Origin of the sequence: Geothrix edaphica (genome assembly GCF_030268045.1) — a bacterium.
GTDB classification, from domain to species: Bacteria; Acidobacteriota; Holophagae; order Holophagales; family Holophagaceae; genus Geothrix; species Geothrix edaphica.
Genome location: NZ_BSDC01000001.1, coordinates 697,479 through 712,086 on the forward strand (window position 1 = coordinate 697,479; position 14,608 = coordinate 712,086).

Consider the following 14,608-nt stretch of genomic DNA (forward strand, 5'->3'; position numbering starts at 1 on the left):
CCAACCACGCGAATCGACATCAGGAGGTTGGACATGAACATCAAGAAGATCGGAGTCCTCGGGTCTGGCGTGATGGGCTCGGGCATTGCGGCGCATGTGGCGTCGGCGGGCTGCCAGGTGGAGCTGCTGGACATCGTCATCGACGAGGCGGCGCCGGACAAGCTGGCGGAAGGGGCGCTGGCGGCGTTGGCGAAGTCCAAGCCGGCCCTGGCCATGCACCCCTCGTTCCTCAAGAAGATCCGGCCCGGCAACCTGCGGGACCACCTGGACCGCCTGGCGGACTGCGACTGGGTGGTGGAAGTGGTGAAGGAGGACCTGGCCATCAAGCGGGAGCTGTACGGGCGTCTGGAGCCCAAGCTCAAGGCCGGCGCCTGGGTCAGCTCGAACACCTCGGGCATCCCCCTGAAGCTGCTGGTGGAGGGCCGCAGCGACGCCTTCCGGCAGCACTTCGTCATCACACACTTCTTCAACCCGGTGCGCTACCTGAGGCTGCTGGAGTTCGTGAAGGGCCCCGAGGTGGATGACAAGGAGGCCCAGGCCTTCCGCACCTGGCTGGAGGAGAGCCTCGGCAAGGAGGTCGTGCCGGCCTACGACAGCCCCACCTTCATCGGCAACCGCATCGGCATCCACAGCATCATGGCCACCCTGCAGATGGCCCTGGAGGAGAAGATCCCCTTCGAGGTGCTGGATTCGGTGCTGGGCGACGCGGCGGCCCGGGCCAAGAGCGCCGCCTTCCGCACGGCGGATCTGGCGGGCGTGGACATCCTCGCGGCCACCGCGAAGAACGTCTACGACCTGTGCCCGAACGACGAGGTGCGGGATGTCTTCAAGTTCCCGGAGTTCCTCCAGTACATGCTGGACAACAAGCTCCTGGGCAACAAGACGAAGCAGGGCTTCTTCAAGAAGGGTCCGAAGGACGCCAAGGGCAAGAAGAGCTTCCTGGCGCTCGATCCCGCCACCCGCGAATACATTCCGCAGGTGAAGCGGGATTGGCCCATCCTCAAGGAGCTGAAGGGCATCGACGACCCCGCGGAAAAGGTGAAGACGCTGCTCACCAGTGATACGGAAGCCGGCCGCCTGGCCTGGCGCTGCATCGCCCCCAACCTCACCTATGCCGTGAACCGCCTGGGCGAGGTGACGGACGGTCCCCTGAACGTGGACCGCGCCATCAAGAACGGCTTCGCCTTCGAGCTCGGGCCCTTCGAGACCTGGGACACCCTGGGCGTCGAGCGGGTCGTGGCCCGCATGAAGTTCGAGGACCTGCCCATCGCGCCCCTCGTGGAGCAGATGTTGGCCAAGGGGGTCACCAGCTTCTACCGCTGGGAGCACGGCGTCCCCGTGGCGCAGCTCAATCCCAAGACCCTGGCCTACGATGCGATCCTCGAAGACAAGCGCGTGATCATCCTCAAGCGCGAAGAGGGCCGCGGCAAGGTGGTGGCCGAGAATGGCAGTGCCCAGCTCCTCGACCTGGGCGATGACGTGGCCTGCCTCAGCTTCCGCAGCAAGATGAACGCCCTCGACGACGGCATCATCGGCCTGATGGAAGACACCATCCAGAAGCACATCCCCGGCCGCTTCAAGGGCCTGGTGGTGGGCAACCAGGGGCAGCACTTCAGCGCCGGCGCCAACCTCGTGATGGTGCTGAACGCCGCCAAGGACAAGCAGTTCGACCTCATCGAGGAAGTGGCCCGCCGCCTGCAGTACGCGGCCCGCATGCTCACCTATGCCCCGTTCCCCACGGTGGCGGCGCCCTTCAACCTGGCCCTGGGCGGCGGCTGCGAGGTCACCATGGCCTGCCAGCGGGCCGTGGGCCACGCCGAGCTGTACATCGGCCTGGTGGAGGTGGGCGTGGGCGTGATCCCCGCGGGCGGCGGCTGTCTCCAGATGCTGCTGCGCATGGAGGAGGCCATGGCCGCCAAGGGCGAGCTGGGCCCCATGCCCAAGGTGAAGGCCGCCTTCCAGTTCATCGGAACGGCGAACGTGAACACCAGCTTCGATGAGGCCCAGCGCAACGGCTACCTCCGCCGCACGGACCGCCGCGTGATGAACAAGGCCTTCCTGCTGAACGAGGCCAAGCAGGAAGTGCTGAAGATGGCCGCGGACTTCCAGCCCGTGAAGGAGCGCACCCTGCGCCTGCCGGGCCGGGGCGGCAGCGAGGCCCTCAAGATGGCCGTCCGCGATTTCCAGCTGCAGGGCCTGGCCAGCGAACACGACGCCATCATCATGGGCGAGCTGGCGAACATCCTGTGCGGCGGGGACGTGAGCCTCGTCCAGGAGATCAGCGAGGAGCGGATCCTGGAACTGGAGCGGCAGGCCTTCGCCCGCCTCTGCAGCTACGAAAAGACCCAGGCCCGCATGGACGCCATCCTGAAATCGGGGAAACCCCTGCGGAACTGACCCAAACTACCGCTATGTTGTGACTTAAGCCGCCTTTTCCCGGGCGGCTTTTTTTTGGTGTTGCCAGGGTGTGACCAGGTCGGAACACTTGGGGCGGTCCACATCGGAACCAGACAATCAGGAGGCACTGTGAGCGGAAATTCTCAGTCAACTCCACGCGTAGCGGCCATCGTGGGCCCCTACCTCTCCGGAAAGACCTCCTTGATGGAGAGCCTTCTCTTCGTGGCGGGCGCCCTGCCGCGCAAGGGCTCCGTCAAGGAGGGGAACACCGTCGGCGACGCCTCCATGGAAGCCAAGGCCCGGCAGATGAGCGTCGAGGCCAGCCTCGCGGCCTGTACCTATGAGGGTGAGAACTGGACCCTCATCGACTGCCCGGGATCCGTCGAGTTCCGCCAGGAGTCGGTCCACGCCCTCATGGCCGCGGACATCGCCGTGGTGGTGTGCGATCCCGACCCGGCCCGGGCGCTGATGGCCGCGCCCGCCCTGAAGTTCCTCGATGACCACAAGATCCCCCACGTCATGTTCATCAACAAGATGGAAGCCGCCGGCAGCGCCGGAAAGCTGAAGGACGTGCTCAATGCCCTGCAGATGGTGTCGGAGCGCCCGCTGGTGCTGGTGGAGATCCCCATCCGCGAGGGCGACCAGGTCACGGGCTACGTGGACCTCATCAGCGAACACGCCTACAAATACGAAGCCGACAAGGATGCGGACCTGAAGCAGCTGCCGGAGTCCCTGTTGCCCGAGGAGCAGGAGGCCCGCCAGCTCATGCTGGAGAAGCTTGCGGACTTCGACGACCACCTCATGGAGGAGCTGCTGGGCGACATGGCGCCCTCGCTTGAGGAGGTGTCCGAAGACCTGGCCAAGGATGTGCGCGACGATCTGCTGGTGCCGGTCTTCTTCGGTTCGGCGGACAAGGACGCCGGCGTCCGCCGGCTCTTCCAGGCCCTGTGCGACGAAGCGCCCCGGGTGGAGGCCACTGCCGCGCGGCTGGGCATCCCCGAGGGCAAGGACGCGCTGGTGCAGGTGTTCAAGAGCGTCCACGCCCAGCACGTGGGCAAGCTGAGCATCTCCCGGGTGTGGCGCGGCGAGGTGGCCGATGGCGCGATCCTCGCGGGGAACCGGGTGAGCGGCATCAACCGGCTCTTCGGTTCCCAGCAGATCAAGCAGCAGAAGGCCTCCGCCGGCGAGGTGGTGGCCCTGGGCCGCATGGATGAGGTGCGCACCGGCGAAGTTCTGACGCCCGGCGCCAAGCTCGAGATGGACTGGCCCGAGCCTCTCCAGCCCATGCTGGCCCTCAGCCTGCACACCGCCAAGAGCGGCGACGACGTGAAGCTGTCGCTGGCCCTCCAGAAGCTCTGCGAAGAGGACGCCTCCCTCCAGGTGGAGCAGAACGCCGAGACCCAGGAGCGCATCCTCTGGGGCCAGGGCGAGGTGCACCTCAAGTGCGCCCTGGACCGCCTCAAGAGCCGCTTCGGGCTCGATGTCCAGCAACACCCGCCCATGGTCCCCTACCGCGAGACCTTCACGAAGGGCGCCAAGGTGCACGGCCGCCACAAGCACCAGACCGGCGGCCACGGCCAGTTCGGCGACGTGTGGTTCGAGATCAAGCCGCTGCCCCGCGGCACGGGCTTCCAGTTCGAGGAGCGCATCGTGGGGGGCGTGGTGCCCAAGAACTTCTTCGGCGCCATCGAGCACGGCGTGGTGGACTGGATGAAGCGCGGCCCCCTGGGCTTCCCCGTGGTGGACATCCACGTGGCCCTGGTGGACGGCAGCTACCACACCGTGGACAGCTCCGACATGGCCTTCAAGACCGCCGCCCGCATCGGCATGACCGAGGCGGCGCCGGTCTGCCACCCGGTGCTGCTGGAACCCATCTCCGAAGTGCACATCAGCGTCCCCAGCGAGTACACGCCCAAGGCCCAGCGCCTGGTGACGGGCCGCCGGGGGGGCCAGGTGCTCGGCTTCGACGCCAAGCCCGGCTGGAAGGGCTGGGACGTGGTCTCCGCCTACATCCCCCAGGCCGAGATGAGCGACGTCATCGTGGAGCTCCGCAGCCTCACCATGGGCGTCGGTTCCTTCACCTGGGCCTTCCATCACCTGCAGGAGCTGGTGGGCCGCGACGCCGACAAGGTGGTGGAGGCAAGGAAGGCGGCGAAAACAACGGCCTGAGGCCGAGCGCGGCTCCAGCCCTCCGGGCTGGAGATAGGAAAAGCCATTCTTCCTTCAAAATGAGACAATCTATCTCCGGATTCCCGCAGGGAATCCGGAGCATGGAGCGTCCCCTTGGCCCAGAAAGGCGTGCAAGTCATCACGGTGGAACCGGACAGCCTGGCCGAGGAGGCCGGGATCCGTCCCGGCGACACGTTGCTGGAGATCCATGGCGAGGCGGTGCTGGACCAGCTGAACTACCAGTTCCTCATCACCCGGGAGGACGAGGCGCAGGTGCTTGTCCAGCGGCCGGACGGCAGCACCTTCCAGGCCTTCGTGGAGAACGGCGGCGAGGGCATCGGAGTGGACCTGGCCCAGGATGAGGTGAAGGTCTGCAAGCAGAACTGCGTGTTCTGCTTCGTGCACCAGATGCCCAAGGGCTTCAGGAAGTCGCTCTACCTCAAGGATGAGGACATCCGCCTGTCCTTCCTCTACGGCCACTTCACGACGCTCTCCAGCAGCGATGACGCGGAGCTGGACCGCATCGTACGCGAGCGGCTGAGCCCCATCCACGTCTCGGTGCACGCCACAGATCCCGCGGCCCGGGTGAAGGTGGTGGGCAACCCTCGCGAAGGCCACATCCTCCGCAAGATCGACCGGCTGCTGGAGGGCGGCATCGATGTCCACACCCAGGCGGTGGTGGCGCCGGGGCTCAACGACGGGGCCATCTGGCAGCAGACGGTCGACGACCTCTGGAGCCGAAGCCTGGGAGGGGGGAAGGAGGGCAGGGGCAGCGTCCTGAGCCTGTCCTGCGTGCCCGTGGGGCTCACGGCCCACCGGGAGAACCTGCCTTCGGTGCAGGATGTCGACACGGCCTTCGCCCGGGACTGGGTGGCCCGCTGGATGCCCGAAGTGCGGAAGCACACCCGGGCCAACGATGGCGAGCCCTGGCTGCTGCTGGCGGACGAGTGGTTCACCCGGGCGGGCATCGAGGTCCCCGGACGGGCCTTCTACTCGCGCTCCTGGGCCCAGCTGGAGAACGGTGTGGGCCTGGTGCGCCGTTTCCTGGAGCACAGCCGCCGCTTCATCAAGAGTCCCCGCGCCAAGGGTTTCGCGGGGCGGCGGGTGCTGCTGCTGACGGGGTCGAGCTTCGCGCCCACCCTTTCGCGGGTGGCCGCCGAGCTGAACCGCGCCGTGGGCAGCCATCTGCGCGTGGTGCCGGCCCGGAACTTCAGCTTCGGCGACAGCGTCACCGTGGCGGGTCTGCTCTGCGGCGAGGACCTGAAGTACGCCGCCCACGCCGATCGGGATGCCAAGGGCGGGGGCCCGGGCTGGGTGGATGCGGTGGTGGTGCCCTCAGCCAGCCTGCGCACCCACACGGGCCCCACGGACCAGTACACCCTGCGCGGGGTGGTGGTGCGGGAGGAGGGGACCTTCCTGGATGACCTGACGCTGCCCCAGATGGCGGCGGAGCTGGGTGTGCCCACGGTGCCCAGCGGCGCCAACCTGTCCCACCTCCTGGATCACCTGGAGGCCGCCGACCGCGGCGCCTTCCGGGGCGGGGCCCTGGCCTCGGCCTTCCACACCGCGGGCCTCAACCTGCCCCAGGGCGCCTACAACCCCTGAGCCTCGTGTAGGGAAAAACGCACGCAGAGGGGCGCTGAGAAGGCGGAGGGCGCTGAGAAAAGAGGAGAGCCGATGCAGCCTCCGCGCGCTCTGCTGTCTCCGCGTCCCTTCGCGGGTGTGGTTGAAGCTTTTCAGGCCCCACCCCCGCCAGTCCAGGCAGGATGGAAGGCATGCCAGCCTTGATCGCCGCCCAATCCCGCCGCCGCATGGTGGCCCGCGCGGAGTTGGCTGGTTCTGCGGTGTGCTTCGGCCTGATGGCCATCCTGGCGCGGAAGCTCACGCTGCCGGGCATGGGGTTCACGGCGGGCCACCTGGCCGTGCTGCGCTTCGTGGTGGGGGCCCTGGTGAGCCTCGCCGCCTTCGGCCTGATCCCGGGGCTCTACCGGCCGAACAACTACCGCCTGCTGGTGACGCGGGGGCTCTCCGGCGGCGCTGTGGTGGTGCTCTACTTCTACGCTCTGGCCCACATCCCGGCGGGGGAGGCGGGGATCCTCTACAACGTGTTCCCCGTGATCGCCGTGGTGATGTCCCTGGCGCTCTTCAAGGAGCGCCCCACGATCCACCTCTGGCTGGCCATCCTGGCTGCCTCCCTGGGCGTGGTGCTGGTGCTCAGCCAGGGGCATATGGGGCTGGGCCTCGGGAGGGGGGAGGTGGCCGCCCTGGCCGCGGCCATCTTCGCGGCCACGAGCGCCAACGCCATCCGGGCGGCGCGCCATACGGAGAATGCGGCCACCATCTTCTTCTTCTTCTGCGTGGCTGGGCTGCCCGTGGTGCTGCCCTTCGCCCTCTCGCCCTGGCCCGGCCTCTCCCAGGGGAGCCTCGGCGCCTGGGGCCTGGCGGTGCTCATGAGCCTGCTGGCCCTCGGAGGCCAGCTGCTGATGTCCGAGGCCTACGGGACCCTGGCCGTGTCCGAGGCGGCGGTCTGGCTCCAGCTGCTGCCGATCGTCCAGTACCTGATGGCGGTGCCCATGCTGGGGGAGCGCGCCACTGGGGCCGGGCTGGCGGGCGTCCTCATCACCGTGGCGGGGGTGGCCTACGGCACCGTGCTCGGGCACCGCCCGCGGGCATGAAAAAGGGCCCCGGGTGGGGCCCTTCTCGTGGAATCGGGAACGCCTAGCTGACGGGCGCGGCCACGATGCGCTTCTTGAGGGAGACGGCCACTTTCACATCGCCGCCATCCTGGCCCTGGAACTTGTCCAGGTTCTCGAGGGACTTCTTCTTCGCCAGATCCGAGGCGACGCGGATGGCATCGAGCACATCCACCATGGCCTGGAACTTCACGTCCTCGTCCACCTTCAGGAAGACCTTCCGGTAGTTGAGGGGCTGCAGCATCACGGCATCGGGCAGCTTGTCCTTGATGCCCTGGGCGTCGATCTTGTCCTGCTGGAGGGTCATCGTCCCGTCCTGGTCCACCTGGATCAGGATGTTGTTCGGATCGGGCTTGGGCGGGGTGGAGGTCTGGACGACCTGGGGCACCACCACCTTCATGGCCTTGCTGAGACCGGGCACCATCACGATGAACACGATCAGGAGCACCAGCACGATGTCGATCAGCGGGGTGACGTTGATATCGGTTTTCGCCTTGCCTTTCGCGCCGCCGGCATCCATCAGTTACCCCCTTCCTTCTTGGTGTCCTTGTCCTCGCTGGTCACGATGGAGGCCTCGTCGGCGCCACCCTTCCGGCAGGACTGGAACAGCTCATTGATGTACTTGAAGGGCAGATCGGCGTCGGCCTTGACGAACACCCGCTTGTCGTTCAGCTGGGACACGTTGCGGTTGATGTAGTCCTCGAGCTTCTGGCGCTGGCCTTCGTCATTGATGAAGAAGCGCTCGTCCTTGGCGTCCTTGTCGTCGATGAGCACGGCGCCGGGGCCGATCACTTCGTACTTGTCATTGCGCTTGGAGGTCAGCATGAGGGTCAGGTACTTCTGGCCTGCGTCCGCCTGCTGGTCCACCTTCGGGGCATGCTTGGCCAACGGCAGCTTCACGGCGTTGTTCACGGCTGGAGTGATCACGATGAAGATGATCAGCAGCACCAGCACGATGTCCACAAGCGGCGTGACGTTGATGTCGGACTTCATCCCACCCTTGGAACCACCTGTATCCATGGTGTGTTCTCCTCAGAAAATCGCCCGGGAGCTCGCGCCCCCGGGCTGGGTGGCGGATCCTTAGCTCTGGCTCTCGCGGCGGATGAACTCGTCGATCATCTGGGAGGCCGCATTGTTGATGTTGGTGACGACGACATCCTGCTTGTTGGTCAGCAGGTTGTAGATCCACACGGCCGGGATGGCGACGAACAGGCCGAGCGCGGTGGTGGCCAGGGCCTCACCGATGGAGCCGGCCAGGGCGTTGATATCGCCAGCGCCCTTGGTCTTCAGGTCGGAGAAGACCTTGATGATGCCGATCACGGTGCCGAGCAGGCCGATGAAGGGGGCCAGCGCGCCGATGGTGCCCAGGCCGCTCATACCCTTCTTGAGGAGCTCGACCACCTCGGCGGTGCCGCGCTGGATGGCGCGCTCCACGGGCTGGATGGCGTCGTGGTTGGGGTTCATGGTCTTGAGCTGCTTCTCGTACTGGAAGATGTCCAGGCCGTGCTTCAGCACCAGGGCGATGTGGCTCTTGTTGTGGGTGGTGGCGGCGCGCTTGGCGGCCTCGAAGTCACCGCGGCGGAGCGTGTCCATAAAGAGCTTGAGGAACTTGTCGGAGGCCTGCTTGCTCTGCGCGTAGGTCACGAAGCGCTCGATGGCCACGTAGATCTGGTAGGCCATCAGGAGGAAGAGGACGGTGATGATGAACTTGTTGGCGATGGACGCCGCGCGCCAGATCTCGGCCGCGGAGAAGCTGTCGTGGCCGCCTTCGGCAAGCCCGAGCATCAGGGGGGTGGCAAGCAGGTTCATGAGGTTTCCTTATGGAATGGGAAAAGGGTTGGACGTGGGAGGTGGCGCGGGCTAGCGGAGCCGGAACGGCATCGTGAGCTTGAAGCGCGCGTACTGGGGAGTGCCGTTCAGGAGGGCGGGCTCGAACTTCCACTGCATGGCGTAGGCTTCGGCCGTGGGCCGCAGCTGGGGAGGACCTTCCTTCGCGACGGCCGAGGTGGGTACGCCATCGGGGCCGACCACGATCTCCACGACCACCGTGCCCTGGATCTTGGCGATCTTGGCGAGGGCCGGATACGGCGGAGCGGGGGGCTGGTACTTCACCTTGATCTGGCTGAAGTCGAAGTCCACCACCTTGCCGGTGCCGCCGACGACGCCGCCGACCACACCGCCGACCACACCGCCGATGACGCCGCCGGGGACACCGCCGGGGACGCCGCCGGGGACACCGCCCAGGGAGTGGTCCTGCTTGGGCAGCTCTTTAGGCACCGTCTCGGGCACCACTTCCTGGCGCGGATCGATGGGGGTCGTATCCACCTTGCCCGTGGACACGGCCATCGGCGGCGGAGGCGGCGGAGGCGGGGGAGGCGGAGGAGGCGGCGGGGGCGGCGCGGCCTCAGCCTGTTCGGCGAGGTCGATGGCCATGGTCTTGAGGACCTTCTGACCCGTCTCCGTATGCTTCGCCAGCTGGAAGGCCACGAGCGCGAACAGAGCGTACATGGCCACCGTCGTGGGGATGGTGACCTTGGGGTTGCCCCGCCGGATGGCGTCGTTCCCGGCGGCGAGGGAGGACTTGTAGACTGCGTCCTCCAACGACTCCACGGGGGGGGCCGGCTTTGCGGGGATTGACTTCTTGGGATCTTTGCTCATGCGACTCCCGTGAAAGATCCAGGGGAAAAAACAGCGAGCCGAACCGACGGGAACATCGATCCGGCTACGGAGATGGAGATAAAGAACTGGGGCAAGCCCAACGGCTAAGATGGCAAAGGGCGGACGGCTGGTCAAGCTGGAATAACAGGCGCAAGTCCCCGTGGACAGGGCATTCGGCGTTTTTTTGCTGGCTTTCGCAACACCCATCTGCGTTTCAAAAGGGTGGAATTGTTAATTTTTGTTAAGGAAGTAGAAACTCCCCATGCCAAAGATCACAAGTCCCTATTTCTCATTCATCCACGAGTCTCGGGGCGCCTCCGGGCCAGCCCGGGCCGGGCGATTTCATACCTCACATGGCGAGGTCGAGACACCCGCGTTCATGCCCGTGGGGACTCAGGGAACGGTGAAAGGCATCACTCCGGCTCAGCTCCGGGACATCGGTCCCCAGGTGATTCTGGGGAACACATACCACTTGGGGCTCCGGCCAGGGGATGCTCTGGTGGCCCAGCACGGGGGGTTGCACCGGTTCATGGGCTGGGAAGGGCCCATCCTCACGGACTCCGGGGGCTTCCAGGTCTTCTCCCTGGCTTCCCTGAGGAAGATGACCGAGGAGGGGGTCGCCTTCCAGAGCCACCTGGACGGCAGCCCGCAGTTCCTGTCGCCGGAGCGCAGCCTGGAGATCCAGCGGAACCTGGGCTCCGACATCTGCATGGCCCTGGACGAGTGCCCGCCGGGCCGGATGGAGCGGTCCAAGCTCGAGGTCAGCATGGCCCGCACCACGCGCTGGCTGGCCCGGAGCCGAGCGGTGCCCCTCCAGGCACACCAGGGGCTCTTTGCCATCAACCAGGGCGGCACCCACCTGGACCTGCGGCGGGGTCACCTGGCGGAGGCCCTGGAGCTCGACGCGAAGACTCCCTTCCAGGGCTTCGCCGTGGGCGGCCTGAGTGTGGGGGAGCCCAAGGACGAGATGAACGCGGTGCTGGCGGAGTTCGTGCGGGAGCTGCCGGCGGACCGGCCCCGCTACCTCATGGGCGTGGGGACGCCGGAGGACCTGCTCTTCGGCATCGAGCAGGGGGTGGACCTCTTCGATTGCGTGCTGCCCAGCCGCGAGGCCAGGCACGGCCGCATCCTCACGAGCCGGGGCAAGCTCAACCTCAAGAACGCCCGGCACCGGGAGGCGGACCTGCCCCTGGACCCGGATTGCGCCTGCTACACCTGCCGGACCTTCAGCCGGGCCTACCTGCACCACCTCTTCCGCTGCGGCGAGCTGCTGGGCTTCACGCTGAACACGATCCACAACCTGAGCTACACTGTGGGGCTCACCCGCGCTGCGCGGCAGGCCCTGCTGGAAAACCGCTTTCCGGCGTTCGCCCAGACCTCGCGCGCTCGATGGCAGACCGAGGAGCCCTAGATGATGATGTACGCCCTTCTTCAGCAGCCCGCGACCGGTGGTCCGGCCTGGATCCAGTTCGTGTTCATCGGCGGCATGGCCCTGATGTTCTACTTCCTTCTCATCCGCCCCCAGAGCAAGGCCCGCAAGGAGATGGAGGCCCGCCTGTCGAAGCTGAAGGCCGGCGACGAGGTCGTCCTGACCTCCGGCCTCTACGCCACCATCGACCGCGTCGAGGACAAGCACATCTGGCTCAAGCTCGGCGGCTCCGTGGTCAAGGCGCGGCGCGCGGCCGTGGCGGCCCTGGCCAACGAACCCGAATCCCAGAACTGATCTTCCCGACCTGCCGGGCCGGGACCAACGCACCACTGTTGGCCCGTCCCGCCTTCTGTTAGGAGCGCCCCGTGACCAAACGGAGCCTCTGGCGCCTCGCCATCGTCCTCGCCGTGCTGTTCGGCTGCGGATATTTCTTCACGCCCCTGTCCAAGGTGAAACTGGGCCTCGACCTCCGGGGCGGCGTCCACTTCGAGCTGGAGGTCCAGGGCCAGGAGGCCCTCGCGGCCGACCTGCGCGACAGCAAGGACCGCCTCGCGTCCCGCCTCAAGGAGAAGGGTCTGCCGGGCGCCACGGTGCGCGTGGATGGCGCCGCCCTCCGCGTGGAGGGCGTGGGCGCCGATCAGAAGGCCACCGTGGAGAAGGTCGCCAAGGACTTCTTCCCCGGCTACACGTCCGCCTCCGAGGGGGATGCGTTCCTCCTCTCGCAGAAGGACTCCTACCAGAAGCAGCTCAAGGACGACGCCAACAAGCGGGCCCTCGAGGTCATCGAGAAGCGCATCCGCGACATCGACCCCGCCAACGTGCTGGAGCCTGAGATCACCGCCAGCGGCGCCGAAGGCAACCGCATCGTGGTGGAGATCCCCGGCATCGAGGAAGGCGATCGCGAGCGCATCAAGACCCTGCTGGCCACGCCCGGCCACCTGGAGCAGCGCCTGGTGGCCAAGGGTCCCCAGGTCTACTTCCCCTCCAAGGAGGCGGCCCTGGAGTTCTTCAAGGGGCAGATCCCGCAGGAATTCGAGCTGTTCCCCGAGATCGAGAGCGAGCGCCAGGCCCGTCGCACGGGCCAGCCCACGGCGAAGGCCAAGCCCGGCGAGGAGAAGATCAGCCGCTGGGTGCTGCTGGAAAGCCGCGTGGCCGTGGACGGCGCCGACATCATCGATTCGCACCGGGCCTCCAACTCGCAGACCGAGGCGAACGAAGTCAACTTCACCCTCAACAAGAAGGGGGATGACGACTTCGCCCGCCTCACGGGCATCGCCTCCGAGGAGAGCCGCTACATCGCCATCGTGCTCGACCGCAAGATCATCACGGAGCTGACCGCCAAGGAGAAGATCATCGGTGGTGCCGTGCGCATCAGCGGCAGCTTCAGCGCCCAGGAGGCCGACGACCTCGCCAGCCAGCTCCGCAGCGGCGCCCTGCGCGCGCCCATGAAGTTCCTGGAAGAGCGCGTCGTGGGCCCCGGCCTGGGCCGCGACTCCATCCACGCCGGCGTGCGCGCGGCCATCATCGGCTTCGCCGCGATCATCGCCTTCATGGTGATCTTCTACCACTGGTCCGGCGCCAACGCGATCGTGGCTCTGACGGTGAACGTGATCGTGATGATGGGCCTGCTGGGCTCCTTCCGGGCCACGCTCACCCTGCCGGGCATCGCGGGCTTCGTGCTCACCCTGGGCATGGCCGTGGACGCCAACATCCTCATCTTCGAGCGCATCAAGGAGGAACTGGGCTTCGGCAAGAGCGTGCCCGGCGCCATCGACGCGGGCTTCGACCGCGTGTTCTGGACCATCGTGGACAGCCACGTGACCCAGCTCTTCGCTGCCCTGCTGCTCTTCATCTTCGGCACGGGCCCCGTGAAGGGCTTCGCCGTGACCCTCACCGTGGGCGTCGTGGCCTCGCTGTTCACCAGCATCTACATCAGCCGCTACATCTATGACTGGGTGCTCGAGCACCACCCCGGTACCAAGACGCTCTCCGTGGGCACTCACACCTTCTTCAAGGGCGCGTCCTACGACTTCATGAAGTACAAGGGCACGGCCATCGCCATCAGCTGGGGCATCATCCTGATCTCCCTCCTCTATGTGCGGCCCTGGAACCTCACCCACAACAACCGCATCCACCTCGGCATGCAGTTCGTGGGCGGCAACGACATGACGGTGCGGTTCCGCGGCGCCATGGAGCCCGAAACCATCCGGGCCGCGCTGGCCAGGAACGGCTACACGGATGCCTCGGTCGTGGCCTACGAGAATGCCGACAAGTCGGTCCGCGACTTCTCCGTGAAGGTGAAGGCCAAGAAGGACGCTGATCAGAAGGACAGCACCATCCAGGCCAATGCCCTCCGGGCGATCTTCAAGCAGATGGACCCTGAAGGCGCGAGCAACCCGCTCCCGGCCCTCAACCTCGAAGGCTCCAAGACCCTGGCCGACACCCTGGTGAAGACCAACCCCGTCGGACTGGGCGGGGATGAGGCCGCCCTCGCCGCCGCCTATGCGCCTCTGGCGGAGAAGGTCATCGCCGCCCGGGACCGGCTCCCCTCCGGCCTCTACCAGGCCTTCGGCGAGCTTCCGCAGGACCTGCCCCAGGCGGTGCGGGACACGGTCCAGAAGAACTACCGTCTGGGCTCCGTGGGCATCCTCAAGGACGAGAGCTTCTCGCCCAGCATCTCCGGCGAGTGGACCCGCAAGACCCTCACGGCCGTGGCCTGGGCCCTGGGCGCCATCCTGGTCTACGTGATGTTCCGGTTCACGGCCAGCTACGCCGTGGGCGGCATCGTGGCGCTGGTCCACGACATGCTCATGGCCCTGGCGCTCTTCGCGGCCTTCGGCTACGAGTTCAACGTCCCCGTGGTGGCCAGCTTCCTCACCCTCATGGGCTACTCCATGGCCGACACCATCGTGGTGTTCGATCGAATCCGGGAGAACAGCCATCGACCGGAATACCGCCGGGCGACGGTGACCAAGCTGGTGAACGACTCCATCAACCAGACCCTGGGCCGGACGATCCTCACCTCCCTGTCCGTGCTCTTCGTGAGCGTCTGCCTCTGGCTCTTCGGCGGCCCGGCGCTCCACGACCTGGCCTTCCCGCTGGTCATTGGCGTCATCACCGGCACCTACTCGTCCATCTACATCGCCAGCCCCGTGGTGGTGTACTGGGACCAGTGGTTCGGCGGGAAAGATAAACTCAAACAGCACGCTTGATCCATCGGTTCACATGGAAAAATCGTGGCCCGTTCGGGCCACGATTTTTC

At 66.6% G+C, this 14,608-nt stretch carries 11 protein-coding genes; 7 read left to right on the forward strand and 4 right to left on the reverse strand.

Going from position 1 to position 14,608, the window contains the following annotated elements:
• Nucleotides 1-33: 33 nt before the first annotated feature.
• The 4 genes from QSJ30_RS03105 (at nt 34) to QSJ30_RS03120 (ending at nt 7,241) form a co-directional block, all read left to right on the forward strand.
• Nucleotides 34-2,397 carry a 3-hydroxyacyl-CoA dehydrogenase/enoyl-CoA hydratase family protein gene (locus QSJ30_RS03105; RefSeq protein WP_285606318.1) on the forward strand — a complete coding sequence of 788 codons (2,364 nt, stop codon included), beginning with the start codon at nt 34-36 and terminating at the stop codon, nt 2,395-2,397.
• Between the two features lie 129 nt (nt 2,398-2,526).
• Nucleotides 2,527-4,566 (forward strand): elongation factor G, encoded by a 2,040-nt coding sequence (locus tag QSJ30_RS03110; RefSeq protein WP_285606319.1) that lies wholly within the window; start codon nt 2,527-2,529, stop codon nt 4,564-4,566.
• A 114-nt stretch (nt 4,567-4,680) separates the two neighbouring features.
• Nucleotides 4,681-6,171, forward strand: coding sequence for a DUF512 domain-containing protein (locus QSJ30_RS03115; RefSeq protein WP_285606320.1), 1,491 nt, complete (start codon nt 4,681-4,683; stop codon nt 6,169-6,171).
• 170 nt (nt 6,172-6,341) lie between these two features.
• Nucleotides 6,342-7,241 carry a DMT family transporter gene (locus QSJ30_RS03120; protein WP_285606321.1) on the forward strand — a complete coding sequence of 300 codons (900 nt, stop codon included), beginning with the start codon at nt 6,342-6,344 and terminating at the stop codon, nt 7,239-7,241.
• A 43-nt stretch (nt 7,242-7,284) separates the two neighbouring features.
• Here the strand turns inward: QSJ30_RS03120 and QSJ30_RS03125 are convergent, their stop codons facing one another.
• From QSJ30_RS03125 to QSJ30_RS03140, 4 genes are all read right to left on the reverse strand, one after another.
• Nucleotides 7,285-7,779 (reverse strand): ExbD/TolR family protein, encoded by a 495-nt coding sequence (locus QSJ30_RS03125; RefSeq protein WP_285606322.1) that lies wholly within the window; start codon nt 7,777-7,779, stop codon nt 7,285-7,287.
• Entirely contained in the window at nt 7,779-8,252 is a 474-nt protein-coding gene (locus QSJ30_RS03130) for an ExbD/TolR family protein (RefSeq protein WP_285606323.1), read from the reverse strand. Before QSJ30_RS03130 ends, QSJ30_RS03125 begins: the two co-directional genes overlap by 1 nt.
• Before the next feature lie 87 nt (nt 8,253-8,339).
• Entirely contained in the window at nt 8,340-9,068 is a 729-nt protein-coding gene (locus tag QSJ30_RS03135; protein ID WP_285606324.1) for a MotA/TolQ/ExbB proton channel family protein, read from the reverse strand.
• Between the two features lie 51 nt (nt 9,069-9,119).
• A complete protein-coding gene (locus tag QSJ30_RS03140; RefSeq protein ID WP_285606325.1) occupies nt 9,120-9,860 on the reverse strand; it encodes an energy transducer TonB in 741 nt (246 codons plus the stop codon).
• Between the two features lie 319 nt (nt 9,861-10,179).
• Between QSJ30_RS03140 and tgt the strand changes: the two genes are divergently transcribed.
• The 3 genes from tgt (at nt 10,180) to secD (ending at nt 14,558) form a co-directional block, all read left to right on the forward strand.
• Entirely contained in the window at nt 10,180-11,328 is a 1,149-nt protein-coding gene (tgt, locus tag QSJ30_RS03145; protein ID WP_285606326.1) for a tRNA guanosine(34) transglycosylase Tgt, read from the forward strand.
• The gene (gene yajC / locus QSJ30_RS03150) at nt 11,329-11,640 is read left to right on the forward strand and encodes a preprotein translocase subunit YajC (protein ID WP_243300575.1); all 312 of its coding nucleotides are present in this window, start codon (nt 11,329-11,331) and stop codon (nt 11,638-11,640) included.
• A 71-nt stretch (nt 11,641-11,711) separates the two neighbouring features.
• On the forward strand, nt 11,712-14,558 hold the full coding sequence (gene secD, locus QSJ30_RS03155; protein WP_285606327.1) for a protein translocase subunit SecD: 2,847 nt from the start codon (nt 11,712-11,714) through the stop codon (nt 14,556-14,558).
• Nucleotides 14,559-14,608 lie beyond the last annotated feature (50 nt).